18 protein-coding genes are annotated in these 15133 nt (G+C 60.7%); 8 read left to right on the top strand and 10 right to left on the bottom strand.

The window, feature by feature from the left end; all coding sequences use genetic code 11:
* Positions 1 to 49 precede the first annotated feature (49 nt).
* From FGF54_RS18040 to FGF54_RS18050, 3 genes are all read right to left on the bottom strand, one after another.
* A complete protein-coding gene (locus FGF54_RS18040) occupies positions 50 to 979 on the bottom strand; it encodes a prephenate/arogenate dehydrogenase family protein (protein WP_078051968.1) in 930 nt (309 codons plus the stop codon).
* A complete protein-coding gene (gene hisC / locus FGF54_RS18045; protein WP_142780644.1) occupies positions 979 to 2085 on the bottom strand; it encodes a histidinol-phosphate transaminase in 1107 nt (368 codons plus the stop codon). The genes FGF54_RS18040 and hisC overlap by 1 nt, the downstream gene beginning before the upstream one ends.
* A gap of 84 nt (positions 2086 to 2169) precedes the next feature.
* Entirely contained in the window at positions 2170 to 2931 is a 762-nt protein-coding gene (locus FGF54_RS18050; RefSeq protein WP_078051970.1) for a class I SAM-dependent methyltransferase, read from the bottom strand.
* 105 nt (positions 2932 to 3036) lie between these two features.
* Between FGF54_RS18050 and gloB the strand changes: the two genes are divergently transcribed.
* The gene (gene gloB / locus FGF54_RS18055) at positions 3037 to 3807 is read left to right on the top strand and encodes a hydroxyacylglutathione hydrolase (protein ID WP_142780645.1); all 771 of its coding nucleotides are present in this window, start codon (positions 3037 to 3039) and stop codon (positions 3805 to 3807) included.
* On the top strand, positions 3807 to 4247 hold the full coding sequence (locus FGF54_RS18060) for a cupin domain-containing protein (protein WP_168208181.1): 441 nt from the start codon (positions 3807 to 3809) through the stop codon (positions 4245 to 4247). Before gloB ends, FGF54_RS18060 begins: the two co-directional genes overlap by 1 nt.
* A 110-nt stretch (positions 4248 to 4357) precedes the next feature.
* Here the strand turns inward: FGF54_RS18060 and FGF54_RS18065 are convergent, their stop codons facing one another.
* Positions 4358 to 5131, bottom strand: a complete 774-nt coding sequence (locus FGF54_RS18065) for a DUF3108 domain-containing protein (RefSeq protein WP_003523301.1) — start codon at positions 5129 to 5131, stop codon at positions 4358 to 4360.
* 252 nt (positions 5132 to 5383) lie between these two features.
* Between FGF54_RS18065 and rpmB the strand changes: the two genes are divergently transcribed.
* The 3 genes from rpmB to FGF54_RS18080 all read left to right on the top strand — a co-directional run bounded on the left by rpmB (position 5384) and on the right by FGF54_RS18080 (position 6910).
* Positions 5384 to 5674 carry a 50S ribosomal protein L28 gene (rpmB, locus tag FGF54_RS18070; RefSeq protein ID WP_003509888.1) on the top strand — a complete coding sequence of 97 codons (291 nt, stop codon included), beginning with the start codon at positions 5384 to 5386 and terminating at the stop codon, positions 5672 to 5674.
* Positions 5675 to 5836: 162 nt separating this feature from the next.
* Complete coding sequence (locus tag FGF54_RS18075; RefSeq protein ID WP_080857445.1) at positions 5837 to 6481, top strand: queuosine precursor transporter; 645 nt, start codon at positions 5837 to 5839, stop codon at positions 6479 to 6481.
* A 90-nt stretch (positions 6482 to 6571) separates the two neighbouring features.
* The gene (locus tag FGF54_RS18080; RefSeq protein WP_026364030.1) at positions 6572 to 6910 is read left to right on the top strand and encodes a pentapeptide repeat-containing protein; all 339 of its coding nucleotides are present in this window, start codon (positions 6572 to 6574) and stop codon (positions 6908 to 6910) included.
* Positions 6911 to 6912: 2 nt separating this feature from the next.
* Here the strand turns inward: FGF54_RS18080 and FGF54_RS18085 are convergent, their stop codons facing one another.
* The 4 genes from FGF54_RS18085 to FGF54_RS18100 form a co-directional block, all read right to left on the bottom strand.
* Positions 6913 to 7890, bottom strand: coding sequence for an esterase-like activity of phytase family protein (locus FGF54_RS18085; RefSeq protein ID WP_168208240.1), 978 nt, complete (start codon positions 7888 to 7890; stop codon positions 6913 to 6915).
* Between the two features lie 37 nt (positions 7891 to 7927).
* Positions 7928 to 9832, bottom strand: a complete 1905-nt coding sequence (gene cobT / locus FGF54_RS18090; protein WP_142781570.1) for a cobaltochelatase subunit CobT — start codon at positions 9830 to 9832, stop codon at positions 7928 to 7930.
* A 107-nt stretch (positions 9833 to 9939) separates the two neighbouring features.
* The gene (gene cobS, locus FGF54_RS18095) at positions 9940 to 10929 is read right to left on the bottom strand and encodes a cobaltochelatase subunit CobS (RefSeq protein ID WP_004445672.1); all 990 of its coding nucleotides are present in this window, start codon (positions 10927 to 10929) and stop codon (positions 9940 to 9942) included.
* Between the two features lie 68 nt (positions 10930 to 10997).
* A complete protein-coding gene (locus FGF54_RS18100; RefSeq protein ID WP_059755848.1) occupies positions 10998 to 11633 on the bottom strand; it encodes a J domain-containing protein in 636 nt (211 codons plus the stop codon).
* A gap of 114 nt (positions 11634 to 11747) precedes the next feature.
* Here FGF54_RS18100 and FGF54_RS18105 point away from each other — a divergent pair, with 114 nt between their 5' ends.
* Positions 11748 to 12029 (top strand): BolA family transcriptional regulator, encoded by a 282-nt coding sequence (locus FGF54_RS18105; RefSeq protein ID WP_065656776.1) that lies wholly within the window; start codon positions 11748 to 11750, stop codon positions 12027 to 12029.
* 25 nt (positions 12030 to 12054) lie between these two features.
* On the opposite strand, the gene aroB is transcribed toward FGF54_RS18105, so the two are convergent.
* Positions 12055 to 13188, bottom strand: a complete 1134-nt coding sequence (gene aroB / locus FGF54_RS18110) for a 3-dehydroquinate synthase (RefSeq protein WP_142780647.1) — start codon at positions 13186 to 13188, stop codon at positions 12055 to 12057.
* Between the two features lie 5 nt (positions 13189 to 13193).
* Positions 13194 to 13775, bottom strand: coding sequence for a shikimate kinase (locus tag FGF54_RS18115; protein ID WP_142780648.1), 582 nt, complete (start codon positions 13773 to 13775; stop codon positions 13194 to 13196).
* A 188-nt stretch (positions 13776 to 13963) separates the two neighbouring features.
* On the opposite strand from FGF54_RS18115, the gene FGF54_RS18125 reads away from it, so the two are divergent.
* The gene (locus tag FGF54_RS18125) at positions 13964 to 14137 is read left to right on the top strand and encodes a hypothetical protein (RefSeq protein WP_035239639.1); all 174 of its coding nucleotides are present in this window, start codon (positions 13964 to 13966) and stop codon (positions 14135 to 14137) included.
* Entirely contained in the window at positions 14134 to 15129 is a 996-nt protein-coding gene (xerD, locus tag FGF54_RS18130) for a site-specific tyrosine recombinase XerD (RefSeq protein ID WP_142780649.1), read from the top strand. Before FGF54_RS18125 ends, xerD begins: the two co-directional genes overlap by 4 nt.
* Positions 15130 to 15133 lie beyond the last annotated feature (4 nt).

The following is a 15133-nucleotide window of genomic DNA, read 5'->3' on the forward strand; positions in this document are numbered from 1 at the left end:
CGGTCTGATGGCCGCATCAAATCCGGCCATGACTGTCGCCAGCGGCGATTTATTTCTTCTGGTCCAGCGCGTGACGGCCGAAGTCCGGTGCGTCGACATCCTGGCCCGCCTGCACGATAGAGCGGCGAATGGCGCGGGTGCGGGAAAACAGCTCGAACAGCTTGTCGCCCTCCCCCCAGCGGATCGCCCTTTGCAGGGACGCCAAGTCTTCGGAAAACCGCGCCAGCATTTCAAGGATCGCATCCTTGTTATGCAGGCAGACATCGCGCCACATGGTGGGATCGGAGGCGGCAAGACGGGTGAAATCGCGGAAACCGGAGGCGGAATATTTGATGACTTCCGATTCGGTCACCGTCTCCAAATCATCCGCCGTGCCGACGATATTGTAAGCGATGATATGCGGCAGATGCGACACGATCGCCAGAACCTTGTCGTGGTGTTCGGCATCCATCTCATCCACGCGCGAACCGAGCGCCCGCCAGAAATCCTTCAGCCTTTCCAGAGCCTCGGCATCCGTGCCCGGCAGCGGCGTGAAGATGCACCAGCGGTCGCGGAAGAGACCGGCAAAACCGGCATCCGGGCCGGATTTTTCCGTACCCGCCAGCGGGTGGCCGGGAATGAAATGCACATTGTCAGGCATATGCGGCGCCATCTGTGCGATGACCGAAGCCTTGGTGGAGCCGACATCGGTAACGATGGCGCCCGGCTTCAGATGCGGCGCGATCTGCTGCGCCACACTTTCTGACGCACCGACCGGCACCGAGACGATGACGAGATCGGCATCCTTTACCGCCTCCGCCGCCGAAACGGTGTAATCCGTGCCAAGCGCCAGTTCTTCCGCCCGTTTCAGCGTGTCTTCGCTGCGGGTGGAAATCGTCACATGGCGGGCAAGACCCAGCTCTTTGACATCGCGGGCAATCGACGAGCCAATCAGGCCGATGCCGATCAGCGCGATGCGTTCAAACATGATCTCAGCCATCACGCCTGCCCCATGAACTCGGTGAGGGCCGCGATGACGCCGAGATTGGCCTCCTCCGAACCGACGGTCATTCTCAGCGCATTCGGGAAACCGTAACCACGTACCGCACGCAGAATGTAACCGCGGCGGCTCAGGAACTCGTCCGCATCCGCCGCGCGCTTGCCGTCCCGATCCGGGAAATGGATGAGGATGAAGTTGGTGACCGAAGGCGTGACGGTGAGGCCGAGGCCGGTAAAGGTCGTGACCAGCTTTTCCATCCATAGCGCGTTGTGCGCCACGGCCTTCTCGACGAAGGCCTGATCGCGGATGGCAGCGGCACCAGCCGCGATGGCCGGTGCGCTCATGTTAAACGGACCGCGCACGCGGTTCAACGCATCGATGACGGCGGCCGGACCATACATCCAGCCCACGCGCAAGGCAGCGAGGCCATAGACCTTCGAGAAGGTGCGGGTCATCACCACGTTGCGGTTGCCGGAAACCAGCTCCAGCCCGGCCTCATAGTCGTTCTTGCGCACATATTCGGCATAGGCCGCATCCAGCACCAGCACGACATGTTTCGGCAGGCCGGCCTGCAGGCGGCGGATTTCCGCAACGGGAACATAGGTGCCGGTGGGATTGCCCGGATTGGCGACGAAAACCATCTTGGTCTTCGGCGTCACGGCGGCGAGGATCGCATCCACATCCACCGCGCAATCCTTTTCCTTCACCGTCACCGGGGTCGCGCCCGCACCCATGATCTGGATCTTGTAAACGAGGAAACCGTGTTCGGTGATGATCGCCTCATCGCCAGCGCCCAGATAAACGTGGCAAAGCAGGCCGAGAAGCTCGTCCGAACCGTTGCCGCACATGATATTCGCGATGTTGAGACCGTGCACGTCGGCAATCGCCTGGCGCAGCGCGATCGCCTGACCGTCCGGATAGATTTCCAGATGGCTGGCAGCCGTGCCGAAAGCCTCAATCGCCTTCGGGCTGGGCCCAAGCGGTGTCTCATTGGAGGAGAGCTTATAAACCTTCGCGACGCCGTCCACATGTTCCTTGCCCGGAACATAAGCGGCGATATCCAGAATACCCGGACGCGGAACAGGTTGGCTAAGCTCTGCACTCATTTGATCGACCTTTGGAAAAGCGCCGGAGAACCCGGCAAAAGCAATGCCGGAGGCATTAGACCGGAATGGGCGCTTTGTCGAGGGTCAGCGCGGCTTTCCTTGGCCTGCGGCAGTGCGGGTGGTGGGCACCCCCTGCGGGGCCAGCACCGGCACAAAAACGCGACGCGAGGCGCGCTGGGTGACGGGCAATCCCTGATAGAGACGCTTCTGGGCTTCCACCACGATGACACCGGAAAAAAGCGGCCACAGTCGGCGGCCGGTATGTTCGAGATAGCGGCGGAATTTCAGTATCGGCCGGCTGGTGGTGGGCGGGAAGAACAGCGCCTCGGCGGTGGCGCCCGGCGTGAAATTGGTTTCGCGCAAAAGCGCCGTCAGCTGTCCGCGCGAATAGGGCCTTCCGGAACCGAAGGGCGTATGCTCCATGCGCGCCCAGACGCCGCGCCGGTTCGGCACCACGATCACCAGACGGCCGCCGGGCGCCAGCACCCGCCACAGTTCCTTCAGGCTTTCGCGCGGATTTTCGGCAAATTCCAGCGCGTGCACCATCAGGACCCGGTCTATCGACGCATCAGGCAGCGGCAATTCCTCGTCGAAAACCAGCGCCGTGGAAGACAGTTCGCCCGCCGGCCAGTTCACCGCCCCCTGCCCCGCCGGCATGAAGGCGAAGGTGCGCTCCGTATCGCGACGAAACCGCTCCAGAAACGGCACGGCATAGCCGAGCCCGACCAGCCGCTCTTCCGGCAAAGGCGGCCATAGCGTCGAAAGCGCCATGGTGATCGCCTGCTCGGCCGAGCGGCCAAGCGGAGAGTGATAGAATTCGCGCAGATCGACGATATCGGTATTCATGGGCGAGAATGTAGCACCAGGCGGTTGGACTTCAAGGCGTCTGCCCTTACATAGAAGGTCAGGCGGGCGATGCGCCGGTTTTGGCCGGCAAATGGAGAGGATAAGATGAAACCTTTGGAAATAGACGTCTTTCTTTGCCGCACCGACAATTTCGGGGTTCTCCTGCACGATCCCGAAAGCGGCGCGACAGCCACCATAGACGCACCGGAAGAAGGACCTATCCTGCAGGCGCTCGACGGCCACGGCTGGAAGCTCACCCATATCTTCACCACCCACCACCATCAGGACCATGTGGAAGCCAATCTGGCCCTGAAAGACAAGTTCCGCTGCGAAATTCACGGCCCCTACGACGAAGCGGTTGCGATCCCCGGTCTCGACCGTTCGCAGGCCGATGGCGACGAGTTCGAATTCGCCGGCCGCCGCGTACAGGTTATCGCCACGCCCGGCCATACGGCGGGACATATCTGTTATTATCTGCCCGATGACGGGCTGCTGTTTGCCGCCGATACGCTGTTTGCCATGGGCTGCGGCCGCCTGTTCGAACGTCCGGCGGCGGATATGTGGCATTCCTTCCAGAAACTCATGGCGCTGCCGGATGAGACCAAGGTTTATTTCGGCCATGAATATACGCTGACGAATGCCCGTTTCGCCCTCACCGTCGATCCGGAGAACGCTGTGCTAAGCGAGCGAGCGGCCCTCATCGAGAGGGCGCGGCAGGCGAATGAATTCACCATTCCCACCACCATCGGGCTCGAAAAACAGACCAATCCCTATATGCGGGTGGCCGATGCCGGTATTCGCAAATATCTTGGCCTTGAAAGCGCCACCGATGCCGATGTTTTCGCGGAAATCCGCACACGCAAGGACAATTTCTGATGGGAACGGAAATATCGACGCAGGCGATCATTCGCGAACTGGGGCTGGAGCCGCATCCCGAGGGCGGTTTTTACCATCAGACGTTCCGCGACAGGGCAGGCGGTGAGCGCGGTCATTCGACGGCGATCTATTATCTTCTGGAAAAGGGCGACCGCTCGCACTGGCACCGGGTCACCGATGCGGTGGAGGTCTGGCACTATTATGCCGGCGCGCCCATCGCATTGCATCTTTCGCAGGACGGCCGGGAAGTGCAGACCTTCACGCTCGGCCCCGCCATTCTTGAAGGCGAGCGCCCGCAGGTCATCGTTCCCGCCAATTGCTGGCAATCGGCCGAAAGCCTCGGCGACTTCACGCTCGTCGGCTGCACCGTCTCACCGGGCTTTGCCTTTTCGAGCTTCGTTATGGCAGAGCCCGGCTGGGCGCCGGGAGATGCGCCGTAACTCCCTGAGTTATGTCGGTGGGGTGAGCGGATGCCACTTGTTTCTTCTCCCCGGCGGGGAGAAGAAATACGCCGCAACGTTTACTTTTCTTACGCCACCGCCAGCTTTGGTCAGCCGCCGTATTTCGTAGCCGTAATATAGACCTGCCCCACCCGAGTCGGAATGATGGCATAAACAGGCGCATAGACATCCATGTTGTTCGACTTGGCGAACCAGATTTCCATGGAGATGGATTTCAGATATTCGATATCCTTGCGCCCCTGCCTGTAACCCGACTTCGGCACATACCGCGCCTTGCAGACGATGGCGTCGCCATTAAAACCATTGGTCTTGAACGGCTTGGTGCCGCTGGAGCTCAAAACCAGATCGAGTCGCGATTCGCCGTCATAGATTGGCAGGCGAGTCGGGCAGATGCGGCCGCCCGCGGGAATGATGAGGCCGGAAATCGGATCGAGAACCGAGCGCAGGTCGCGGTCCTTCACGTCAACCCAGTTGTCCGGCCGGGCTTTCGGCTCAGGCTTCACCGTTGTCGATGTGACGTTGCCGTTGCGATAGACAACGTCATAGGTGCGCACCCGCTTGCCGTCCTTGTAGACCAGCGAATATTCGTTGGCCTGCAGCCGGTGGCCGCGCTTGGCGCCGGAAACGGTCGTCTTGCCGGAAATATCCTTGAGGATGCTGGCAAGGCCGGCGGCGCTGAAGGAACCGGAGATCGAATAATTCGGTCCATCCATGCGAGTCGAGAAACTTGCCCTGGCAATCGGCAAAATGCCGAGGTTGATGCTGTATTCGCTTGTGTGACGCGCTTCGGCGGCGAGCGAGGGGGAAACGCCCGTTAACGCTATTGTCGCGGCCACGAAAATGCTTTTTCCTCTGGCAATCATTTCGATATCACCTTAAAAGAGGCGCGGAAGCGGCCTTATCGGGCGATCATATACGCTGACTTGTGGCAATAAAAAAGCGGATGCCGGTTGAAAACGCCGGAATTTCCTTTCATTTGATCGCGAGCGGCTTGACTGTTAAGTCTCGTCTGACTATAGAACCGCAACTTTCCAATCATGGCCAGTTGGATTGCCACCCCGGTTTTGCCGGTGGCGAGCCAGTGGTGAAACAGACGAAACGAAATAGGTGTACCCATGTCCCGTGTATGCGAATTGACCGGCAAGGGCGTCCAGACGGGCAACAACGTCAGCCACGCCAACAACAAGACCAAGCGCCGGTTCCTTCCGAACCTCTGCCAGGTCACGTTGATCTCCGATGCTCTCGGCCAGCGTTTCCGCCTGCGTGTTTCCGCAGCCGCTCTGCGCTCCGTTGAACACCGTGGCGGCCTCGATGCCTTCCTTCTGAAGTCCGGCGAAAACGAACTGAGCATGCGCGCTCGTCTCCTGCGCCGCCAGATCGCCAAGAAGACGGCCGAAGCTGCTTAATAGCGGTTTCGACATCATCTGAATTCAGAAGGCTTGAATGGCTTTGCCGCTCAAGCCTTTTGTTTGTTCCAGATTTTAGTTGCATCGGGTTTTGCGAAAACCGTTTGAGACGTTTTCTTCCGATGCTTGGCTCCAACTGGTGGCATCACCCAGGATAAAAAAATGCCCTATCTGCGCTTTACGCTTATCTATGTCCTGCTGATGACACTGGTGGTCGTCGCGTCCAATATTTTGGTGCAATACCCGCTTTCCGGCTCGTTGTTCGGCGTCAATCTGGGCGACCTTCTGACCTGGGGCGCCTTCACCTATCCCATCGCCTTCCTCGTCACGGACCTGACCAACCGCCAGTTCGGCCCCTCGATCGCACGCCGCGTCGTGCTTGCCGGCTTCGTCGTCGGGGTCACGCTGTCTTTCTGGACATCCATTCCGCGCATCGCGGTCGCTTCCGGCACCGCCTATCTGATCGGCCAGCTGCTGGATATTTCCGTTTTCAACCGCCTGCGCCGCCAGCGCTGGTGGCACGCGCCGCTCGCCGGCTCCATGCTGGGATCGGTGCTGGATACGGCCCTGTTCTTCTCCATCGCCTTTGCGGCAAGCTTCTCCTTCGTCGGCCCCAACGATGCCTTCGCCATCGAAAACGCTCCCATTCTCGGTGTCTTCGCCGTGGAAGCGCCCCGTTGGATTTCCTGGGCGCTGGGTGATCTTTCGGTGAAGGTTCTCGTCGGCCTCGTCATGCTCCTGCCCTACGGCGCGCTGATGAACACGCTGAAGCCGATGCCGGGCGCCGTCAAAACGGGCCGCGTTTGAGGCCGGGCAAGCGCGGATCAAATCGCGCTTGCAAGCCAGCCGTCAGCATTGCAGTCTGTCGTCCGTGGCACAGCGCGGAGGCAGGTCGACATGCAGATCAAGGACGTTATAGACATCGTGGAGGCCGCCAGCGCCACGCTTTCAGGCTCAACCTTCAACGACGTCAATCTATCCGGCACGGTCTTCGACAATGTCAATCTTTCCGGGGCGAGCTTCAACAATATCAATTTGTCAGGCGCGTCGTTCACGGATAACAACATGTCCGGCTGGTCGATCGATGACGTCAATTTTTCCGGTCTGAAACTGAGCAACTCAAACCTGTCCGGTGCGCAGATAACGTCATGCCGGATGACCGGCATGAAGATCGACGGCATTCCCGTCGAGGACCTGATGGCAGCCTACAAGGCGGCACAGCAGCAGCAGGCCTGATTTCACTCCACCAGCTTGAATTCCAGCATCAGGTTGCGCTGGAGGAACGAGTGATTGTCATCGGAAACGATGATGAGGCGCGTCGAGCCGTCCGGCCCCTTTACCACATCCATGCCTTCCATATTGTCGATCTGGTAGGCCATGCCGGCTTCCATCAGAATTTCGCCATCCACCACAGCACCCGGCCGGATATCGGCGCCACGGATGCGGCGGATGCGCATGCCCACACCTTCGGCGAAGTTGAAGCGGCGCTCAAGAAGCAGCAGGTCGCCATTGGGCAGGAACGCGCCGTCCGTCACGTCGAATGACGGATGATGCGTCACGGCAAATGTGCCCTTGCGCGGACCTTCCAGTATGGCGGCGAGAAGATTGCCGTCCGTATCGATGCTTTTTTCAGCCACAACGACCAGAGCGCCGGCGAGCGGCGAATCGGCCGGCGATACCGCGAGAGCCTCCAGGCCGCCATTATGGCGCAACTCGTTGCTGGGGATAAGATATGGCAGGCGGTCGAGCGGCTTTGAGGTGGCGAAGCCCGGATCGGGATAGATAACGATCCTGTGGCGCTGCTCGTAACTGACGAAAACCCTGCCGTCGCGCAGCGCCAGCCCTTCCGCATCCATCTCCATCTTGCGCGGCGGTTCGCGCCCGCTCATGTCCAGCATGGGGGTGATGCGGGCATCGGCAAGCCCGGACAAAGCACCGCGAGCGTCGCGCAAGACCCTGCCCGTCAGCCAATGGCCGGTATCCAGCACCGCAACGAAATCCTCCCCATTGGGGCGGAAACGGATGGAGGATATCGCCCCGAACAGCTTTTCCGGCGCGCTCATCACCATGCCGCCGATAAATTCCAGCTTGCCGAAACGTTTTTCGCTGGTGCCGACCTCGAAAGAGGAGAGCAGACGCACGCTTACCGGCACATCGATGGTGGAAGCGCCGATGGAAACCGGACATAGCGATGCGGCCGCCAGAATGGCGGCCATCGCAAGCGTTTTGCAGGCGGAAGAAGCCCGGCCCCGCTTATCCCGCACGGCGAACCCTGCGGGACGAACCGGAAGCGCCGCTCGTATCCTCGAAGAGCGCCGCAAGCTGCTCGGTCATCGCACCGGCCAGCTCGTCCGCATCCACGATGGTCACGGCGCGGCGATAATAACGCGTCACGTCGTGACCGATACCGATTGCCAACAGCTCCACCGGCGAGCGCATTTCGATCTGCTCGATGACGGCGCGCAGGTGCCGCTCCAGATAGTTGCCCGGATTGACCGACAGGGTCGAATCGTCCACCGGCGCACCATCCGAGATCATCATCATGATCTTGCGCTGCTCGGGGCGGCCGATCAGGCGGTTATGCGCCCACATCAGCGCTTCGCCGTCGATATTTTCCTTCAGCAAGCCCTCGCGCATCATCAGGCCGAGATTGCGCCGCGCGCGCCGCCACGGAGCGTCCGCCGACTTGTAGATGATATGGCGCAGATCGTTGAGACGGCCCGGCGATGCCGGCTTGCCATTGGCGAGCCACTGTTCGCGCGATTGTCCGCCCTTCCAGGCCTTGGTGGTGAAGCCCAGAATCTCCACCTTCACGCCGGAGCGCTCCAGCGTGCGCGCCAGAATATCGGCGCAGGTGGCAGCCACGGTAATGGGACGGCCGCGCATCGAACCGGAATTGTCGATGACGAGGGAAACCACAGTATCGCGGAACTTGGTGTCGCGCTCCTTCTTGAAGGAAAGCGGCTGCATGGGATCGATAATGAGCCTGACGAGCCGGGCCGGATCGAGATAGCCCTCTTCCAGATCGAAGTCCCAGGAACGGTTCTGCTGCGCCATCAGGCGGCGCTGCAGGCGGTTCGCTAAGCGCCCGACGGCGCCCTGAAGATGGGCGAGCTGCTTGTCGAGGAAGGCGCGCAGACGGTCAAGCTCGGCCTCGTCGCACAGTTCCTCGGCGTGGATTTCCTCGTCGAATTCCTGGGTGAAGATGCGGTAGTCGACCTTTTCGTTGAAATCGTCGAAGGGGCTGTTGGGACGGAGGGTCTCGCCTGGCGTTTCAGAATCCTCGTCGAGATCGTCGGACATTTCCTCGTCCGACATCTCGGCGCCGTCCATCTCGCCTTCTTCCATTTCCTCCTGCGAGGCCTCGTTTTCATCGGCAGGCGTCGCGTCCGAGCCGGCCTCATCCTCGACCTGCTCTTCTTCGGTCTCGTTGGTGCGCGGCTGGTCCTCGTTGGATTCCGCCTCCTGGCTCTCGGGCTCGTTATCCTCGTCGCCGAAATCTTCCGCCATCTGCATGGAGGTCAGCATCTTGCGCACCAGCCGCGAAAACGCCTTCTGGTCGGTGATGACGCTGGAGAGATCCTTGAGGTCGCCGGCCGCCTTGTCCTCGATGAAATCGCGCCACAGATCGACAACCTTGCCGGCGCTTTCCGGCGGCTTCTCACCCGTCAGCTTCTCGCGCACCAGCAGCGCAACGGCTTCGGCAAGCGGTGCATCGTCCTTGTTGTTGATGCCGGCGAAGTTGGCCTTGGCGTATTTTTCCGTGTTCATGGCATGGATGTTGGAAGCCATGCCCGGCATGCGCAGCGCGCCGATGGATTCCACGCGCGCCTGTTCGACAGCATCGAAGATCAGCCGCGCTTCGGCGCCCTGCGGCGACATCACCGCATGGGTGTCGGCATCATGGCAGGCAAGACGCAGCGCCATGGAATCACCGAGGCCACGCGTGATGGCGATTTCCTGCGCCGTCGGTTTCTTGGAAATTTCCGGCAGGCGCATGCGCTCACCGGCAAGACCCGGCCGCTCATTGGCGAAGACGACCTCGACTTCGGCATCACCAGCGACGGATCGCACGCATCCGGCAATCGCCTGACGCAACGGTTCCGTATCGACCGCCGTACCCGGTTTCGCTCTGGAATTGTCGCCGCGCGCTGCCATTGTCTTTCCTGTCATTTGTCGGCGCCTGCGGCACGCGATCGGAAAATCGCGCGCGCCACCGGCGTCTTCAAGTCATCGGTGATCTTCCCCGGACAAGCCGGGGACGATCAGGCGCTGAGAACGATGTTCGCAGCGCTTTCCTTCAGCTCGACGCCGAAAGCCCGCTGATATTGCTCGGCCACCAGCGTGCGCTCCAGTTCGTCGCACTTGTTGAGGAAGGTCACGCGGAAGGCAAAGGCGAGATCGCCGAAGATTTCCGCATTTTCCGCCCAGGTGATGACGGTACGCGGGCTCATGACCGTGGAAAGATCGCCGTTGATGAAAGCCGAACGGGTGAGATCGGCCACGCGTACCATCTTGGAGACGGTTTCACGGCCCTTCGGATTGTCGAAACTCTTCACCTTGGCGGCAATGATGTTCACTTCCTGCTCATGCGGCAGGTAGTTCAGCGTGGTGACGATGGACCAGCGGTCCATCTGCGCCTGGTTGATCTGCTGCGTGCCGTGGTAAAGGCCGGTCGTATCGCCAAGGCCGATGGTGTTGGCGGTCGCGAAAATGCGGAATGCCGGGTGAGGACGGATGACGCGGCTCTGGTCGAGCAGGGTCAGGCGGCCGGAGGATTCCAGCACGCGCTGGATGACGAACATCACATCCGGGCGGCCGGCATCATATTCGTCGAAGACGAGCGCGACATTGTGCTGGTAGGCCCAGGGCAGAATGCCGTCCTTGAATTCGGTGACCTGCTTGCCGTCTTTCAGGACGATGGCGTCCTTGCCGACGAGGTCGATACGGCTGACATGGCTGTCGAGGTTGACGCGCACGCAGGGCCAGTTCAGGCGGGCGGCCACCTGCTCAATATGGGTGGATTTACCCGTGCCGTGGAAACCGGAGACCATGACACGTCGGTTGTGAGCAAAACCGGCAAGGATCGCAAGCGTCGTGTCGCGATCGAAAAGATAGTCGGGATCGAGGTCAGGCACATAGGCGTCGCCCTGGGAATAGGCGGGAACCCGCAGATCCGTATCAATGCCGAAAACCTCCCGCACGGACACCGTCGTGTCGGGCAGGTTGGAAATATCAAGGTCGATTTTGCTCATCACGTCTCCAAGGCGGGCGGCAGCCACCCGGCCACATCATCAATCAGGCGGTAAACACATAAGTTGGCTTAGCAGAAACCTGACTGCTTTAACAATTGATATGCTTGAACAACAGCCCGAAAACGCTCTTCCGAACCACGATCGCCACCATTAGCATCAGGATGGTGCTTTTTGACAAGCTCCTTGTAGCGCCTTTTTATGTCTTCCTGCTTTGCGGTGGAAGAAAGACCGAGCGTATCGAAGGCTTTTGCCTCCAGCGTCTTCAATTTTCGGTCCTGCTGCATGCGGGTGCCGCCTGCCCTTGCGCCGCCCGCAAAACCGCCGGCAAAGCCGAAAGGATCGCGGATACGGGCGTTGCCGCTCGCCGTGCCGGAACGCAGCGTGGAGTGCAGCGGGCTGTCGCGCGCCGTCTTGTTGACGCCCACCGTCCAGGTGGGGCGATGGCCGGTGATCGCTTCCTTCTGGTAACGGGCGATCTCGCTGTCGGACAGGCCGGAAAAATAATTATAGCCCTTGTTGTATTCCTTCACGTGCTCAAAACAGAACAGGAAGAATTGCCCCTCGGCATTGCGGCCGACGGGTGCCCGGTGAATACCCGGTTTGTCGCATCCGTCCCACTGGCAGGTGGGGGCCTGAACCTCAGGTTCCCTTTCCCTTTTCCGGCGCGTGCGGATGCGATCGAAATATTTCGAATCCAGTTTCATGATGCCCTGATTATGGGGTGCGAAAAGCCGCACAACAAGAATTGACAAAGCGGAATGTTGCTGGCTTTTAGGTAGCCCCCTTCAAGACCAGCCAACGAGAATGGAGCCCGTCGCATGTCCCTGCGAGAACGCATAGAAACGAAGCTTCGGGAAAGCTTTTCACCGGAGCGCCTGAGGGTCGTCGATGAAAGCCTGATGCATGCCGGCCACCAGCCGGATATGACCGGCACGGGCGAGACGCATATGCGTGTTCAGATAGTGTCGGAAAGCTTTTCCGGCAAGTCTCGCGTCGAGCGCCACCGGGCGATCAACGCGCTTTTGAAGCCGGAACTCGATGCCGGCCTGCATGCGCTGGCGATAGAGGCGGCGGCGCCGGGGGAAGCGGTGCGGTTCTAGGCACGGCCTCCTTTGTCTCGCGGCCTTAACCTGGATGTTTTTCCGACAGGAAGGACTGCACCTCGGACGCCGCAACATCATCGGCCACGAAGGACTGGCCGATGCCGTGGGTGAGGATGAAGGTGAGCTTGCCGCCCTTGACCTTCTTGTCCTGCGCAATTGCCGTCATCAGCGTTTCGACCGGCGGCAACTCGCCGGGAATATCCCTCATCGTCGTCGGCAGGCCCACCGCCTTCAGATGCGCCTCGACGCGGGCGGCATCGTCGGGGCTTGCGAGGTTGAGGCGGGCGGAGAACTGGTGCGCCAGCACCATGCCGATGGCGACACCTTCGCCATGCACCAGCCGCTTGCTGTCGTAATTGGTCGCCGCCTCCAGCGCATGGCCGAATGTATGGCCGAGGTTCAGAAGGGCGCGCACGCCGTTTTCCTTCTCGTCGGCCACCACCACCTCCGCCTTGGCCTGGCAGCTCGTTGCAATCGCCTGAATGCGGGCGGGTCCGCCGGTGCGGATTTCATCCCAGTTCTTTTCCAGCCAGAAGAAGAAGTCCGGCTTGTCGATCAGCCCGTACTTCACCACTTCGGCATAACCGGCGCGGAATTCCCGCGGGCTCAGCGTATCGAGCACCGCCGTATCCGCCAGCACCAGATCGGGCTGGTGGAATACGCCGACGAGGTTCTTGCCATGGCGGCTGTTGATACCGGTCTTGCCGCCGACGGAGGAATCGACCTGCGCCAGAAGCGAGGTCGGTATCTGCACGAAGCGCACGCCCCGACGCACGATGCCCGCTGCAAAACCGGCGAGATCGCCGATCACGCCGCCGCCGAGCGCGATCACCGCATCGTTACGCTCCACCCTTGCCGCCAGAACCGCATCGCAGACGGTGACCAGATGTTCGAAGCTCTTGGTCTTTTCGCCGGCCGGCAGCGTCAGCGAGACGGCCTCGATGCCATCCGTCTGCAGCCCGTCCATCAGGCCTTCGAGGTAGAGCGGCGCGACATGTTCATCGGTGATGATGGCCGCGCGCCGGCCCTTCAGCCGCGCCGAAATCTCGCCGCCCGCCCGGCCGATCAGGCCCGGCCCGATCAGAATGTCATAGGCGCGCTCGCCGAGCGGCACATGGACGAGACGTTCATCGGCGTGGATTTCGGAAGGCGTCATGGGGATCAGTCTTTCTGTTCGATGCCGGCTATGGCGGCCAGCACTTCTGTCACGATGATTTCCTTGCGGACATCGCGGGATTCGATGGTCAGATCCGCTTCCGCATAGATCGGATAGCGCTTCTCCATCAGGGTCGCCAGCGTAGCCTTGGGGTTTTCGGTCTTGAGAAGCGGGCGGTGGTCGCGCTTGTTGACCCTCTCCCACAACACCTCGAGATCGGCCTTCAGCCACAATGAAATGCCGCCGCGCGTGATGTGCCGGCGGGTATTATCGTTGATGAAGGCGCCGCCGCCGGTGGAGATGACCTTGGGGCCGCCGCGCAGCAGCCGCTTGATGACCCGCGTTTCCAGCGCGCGGAATTCTTCCTCGCCATAGGTGGCGAAAAGTTCCGATATCGTCATGCGCGAAACGCGCTCGATTTCGACATCCGTATCGATGAACGGCACCCTGAGCTGCTGGGCGACCATGCGGCCCACCGCCGACTTTCCAGCCCCCATCAGCCCGACGAAGACGATGTTGCGCCGTCCGAGCTTTGCCCGCGCTTGCTCCCCGAGTGTGGCCGGGACGGATAAATTCGTTTCATTCATAGATTTGAAAGCCCGTTTGGCATGGATATCTGCAAATGTTTACGAAGCGTCAAGCCAAATTGCTGACTGAATTGCGGTGAATCACAATCATCGCCGCATGCGGCATGGAGCGGAGCGGGCATTTTGATCTTGTCGCCGCTTTCGCCGCACCGCATATACGTTTCGACCGCCACCTTCACGGAGCCGCCATGCCTACCCTCTTCCGCTTCACGATGATACTGGCGACCATCGCGGGGCTGATCTATGGCGGCATGGTGCTGCTCGTCATGGTCGTCAAACCGCGCGACCGCGAAGTGACGGTGCGCATTCCTTCCGAGCGACTGAACCCGCCGTCGACCGAACCGGCAAGGCGCACCCCATGAGCGGACAGCCGACGGCAGGACGCGACGGCGCGCGGCTGGAAAGTTTTCTGGAAATGATGAGCGCCGAACGCGGGGCAGCCGCCAACACGCTCTCTTCCTATGAGCGCGATCTTTCCGATCTGCGCGAATTTCTCGGTCAGCGCGGTCAGTCCCTGACGGAAGCGCAGACGCCTGACCTTTCCGCCTATCTGACCCATCTTTCCGCTCAGGGCTTTGCCGCAACCTCACAGGCGCGACGTCTCTCCACCATGCGGCAATTCTATCGTTTTCTCTATTCGGAAGGACTGCGCGGCGACGACCCGACCGGCATCATCGACGCTCCCAGGAAAGGTCTCGCTTTACCGAAAACGATGAGCGTCGCCGATGTGAACAGGCTTCTTAGCCTCGCGGCGCAGGAAGCCGCCACATCCGGTCCCGGCCAGCTTGCCCGCATCCGCATGCATCTGCTGCTCGAACTGCTTTATGCAACCGGCATGCGTGTGAGCGAACTCGTCTCGCTGCCGGTCAAGGTATTGCGACAGGAAGGCCGCTTCCTGATGATACGGGGCAAGGGCAACAAGGACCGCATGGTTCTTCTTTCCCGCGCCGCCATCGAGGCGATGGAAAAATACGAGGCTGCCAGAAAGGCGCTCGCATCCGAGAAAAGCAAGGTGGCCGCTTCGCAGAAAAAACCGGAGACACCGGAAAGCCCGTGGCTGTTTCCTTCCAACAGCAAGGAAGGCCACCTGCCCCGCCAGGTCTTTGCCCGCGACCTCAAGGACATCGCCATCCGTGCGGGCCTGACCCCGTCTGCGATATCGCCGCATGTGCTGCGCCACGCCTTTGCCAGCCACCTTCTGCAGAACGGCGCGGATTTGCGCGCGGTACAGGAACTGCTCGGCCATTCCGACATTTCCACGACACAAATCTATACACATGTGCTGGAAGAACGCTTGCAAGAGCTGGTACAAACACATCACCCCCTTGCCAAACAGGGCAAAAACCTTGATTAGAGCG

The sequence above is a fragment of the Agrobacterium sp. T29 genome, from assembly GCF_006970545.1.
GTDB classification, from domain to species: domain Bacteria; phylum Pseudomonadota; class Alphaproteobacteria; order Rhizobiales; family Rhizobiaceae; genus Agrobacterium; species Agrobacterium leguminum.